Here is a 2320-nt window from a genome sequence, read left to right on the forward strand (position 1 = left end):
GGCCCCTCAGCCGCCGTCCGGAAGGGGCCCGGGGGCGTTCCCGGCGTGGTCGACCAGGCCCGCCTCGTGCGCCAGCACGGCCGCCTCGACGCGGTTGCGGACCCCCAGGCGCTTGAGGATCGTGCTGACGTGACCCTTCACCGTGCCCTCCACGAGGAAGAGCCTGCGACCGATCTCCAGGTTGGACAGCCCCGCGCCGAGCAGGGCCAGGACCTCGCGCTCGCGTCGGGTCAGGCCGCTCACCCGCCCACCGGCCGCGAGGCGCTCCGCAGCCCGGCCGCGGTCCAGCTCGTCCAGGACCCGCCGTGCCACCCGCGGGGAGAGGAACGCGCCGCCCTCGGCCACGGCCCTGACCCCCAGGATCAGCTCACGGGGGTCGCCCGTCTTGAGGAGGAACCCGTCGGCGCCTCCGGCGAGGGCCCGGAGCACGTACTCCTCCTCGCCGAAGGTGGTCAGGATGACCACGCCCGTTCCCGGTGCGACGCGCCGCATCTCGGCCGCCGCGTCCAGCCCGTCCATCACCGGCATGCGGATGTCGACCAGGGCGACGTCGGGGCGGTACGCACGTGCCATCTCGACGCCCTCCCGGCCGTCGGCGGCCTCCGCCACCACCTCGATCCCCGGGTCGTTGGCGATGATCGAACGCACACCGGCGCGGATCATCGCCTCGTCGTCCACCAGCAGGACTCGCACCATGGCCGGCGTCACCCTCCTCACCACGTCACCACCTCGGCCGACACCAGGGTTTCGGCGTCGAAGCACAGCCGGTACCGATCGTGGTCACCGTCGAAGATCTGCGGGCTCGACCGGTAGAGGGAGCACTCCAGTCCCGGCCGCATCCCGTTCTCCTCCCCGCCTGTGGAGGCCGCGTCCAGCCGGTTCTCGGGCAGGACGGCCTCCACCTCGGCCCGGTCCTGGCCCGGGCGCAACTGCTCGAAGACCTCGGGTTCCAGTGTGGCGGTCGCGGCCTGGTGCGCGTTGAGGGCGAGAGCCAGCCCGTATCCCAGGAGAGCCGTTGTCATGGCGAGGCCCACGATCAGGCCTATCGCCCACCCGGTACGGCGGCGGGCAAGGCGGTGGGTGCTCAGGCTCGACGGTTCCGCGTGCTCGTCCCGTGCCGCCGCGCCCCCGGGGTGCGGCCGCCCCCGTACGGGCATACGGGCCGACACGGCCCAGCCCGGTCCCTCGGGCCCCGCACCGAACGTCCCGCCGACCAGCCTGACACGTTCGCGAAGACTCTCGAGCCCGGTTCCGCCACTCACCCCGTGGGCTCGTGGGTATCCCTTCCCGGGCGCGGATCCGACGACCCGGACCACGACCTCGTCGGCCCCCGTCTCGACAGTGACCCGCACGGCCGCGCCCGGAGCGTGCCGGGCGGCGTTGGTCAGGGACTCCTGGACCACCCGGTACACGGCCCGGTCCACGAGCACGGGCAGCGCACGCGTGTCGCCCTCCTGGCTCAGAACCACCTCCATCCCGGACGCCCTGGAGCGTTCCACCAGGGCGGTGAGGGTGTCGTCCGCCGGGCCCAGAGGCGCGGCCTCGCCATCGACTCTCAGCACACCGAGCGCTTCCGCCAGCCGATCGGCCGCACGTGCCGCCGCCTCGCGCAGCTCGGCGGCCTCGGAACGCCGCTGCTCGGACAGGTCCTCCGCCATCTCCAGGGCGCCGGCGCGCAGCGACAGCAGGCTGAGCTCGTGGCCCACGGCGTCGTGGAGGTCGCCGGCGATGCGGGAGCGCTCGCGCATGCGGACCCGTTCGGCGACGAGTCTCGCCTCGCTCTCCAGGGACCGCGCCCGATCCCACCCCGCCTCCTCCAGGGCTGCGGCGTTGCGCAGGTACAGGCCCACCAACCAGGGGAGGGGCACGGCGAACAGCACCAGGACGCTCCCGGTGATCCACAGTCCCAAGGGCTGACCGGACAACAGCAGCCATCCGGCGCCTCCCGCCGCACCGGTCGCGTACACGGCGACAGCAGGGCGCGGATCCGAGGACAGGCGCCCGGTGAGCAGGGCGGGCAGCGGGACGAGGAGAAAGAGGAGGGGCCACACAAGAGCCGGCAGAGCCACGAGGACCGAGCACGCCAGGGCGGCGTGTCCGGGCGGGATCGCTGCCGGGGAGGTTCTCATATCTCGGAAGGTAACGTCCGGCGCCGGTCCCGTCATCTGACGAAAGTCAGGTACGCGCGGTGCGGGCCGACCGCGGCCCCGGGGCCGGGCTCTCGGGGGTCGGGGAGGGGAAGAAGCGGCGCCGCGGTGGGGCGCCGTCCGTGTCCGGGGCGCCCGGCCCGCCCTCCGGCGGGCCGGGCGGGGGCGCCGGG

The 2320-nt window shown here is 74.2% G+C and carries 2 protein-coding genes; both read right to left on the reverse strand.

Translation table 11 applies throughout. The features are described from left to right. Positions 1 to 6: 6 nt before the first annotated feature. Positions 7 to 696: a response regulator gene (locus ACWGL3_RS32015; protein WP_267947176.1), complete on the reverse strand. Its 690-nt coding sequence runs from the start codon at positions 694 to 696 to the stop codon at positions 7 to 9. A gap of 17 nt (positions 697 to 713) precedes the next feature. Continuing rightward, positions 714 to 2129 carry a sensor histidine kinase gene (locus ACWGL3_RS32020; RefSeq protein ID WP_452462156.1) on the reverse strand — a complete coding sequence of 472 codons (1416 nt, stop codon included), beginning with the start codon at positions 2127 to 2129 and terminating at the stop codon, positions 714 to 716. Positions 2130 to 2320 lie beyond the last annotated feature (191 nt).

It is taken from the genome of Nocardiopsis sp. NPDC055824 (assembly GCF_053616335.1).

Bases quoted from the DNA above. Each gene is read 5' to 3' on its own strand.
- ACWGL3_RS32015 (WP_267947176.1), bottom strand. From the start codon at position 696: ATGGTGCGAGTCCTGCTGGTGGACGACGAGGCGATGATCCGCGCCGGT.
- ACWGL3_RS32020 (WP_452462156.1), bottom strand. From the start codon at position 2,129: ATGAGAACCTCCCCGGCAGCGATCCCGCCCGGACACGCCGCCCTGGCG.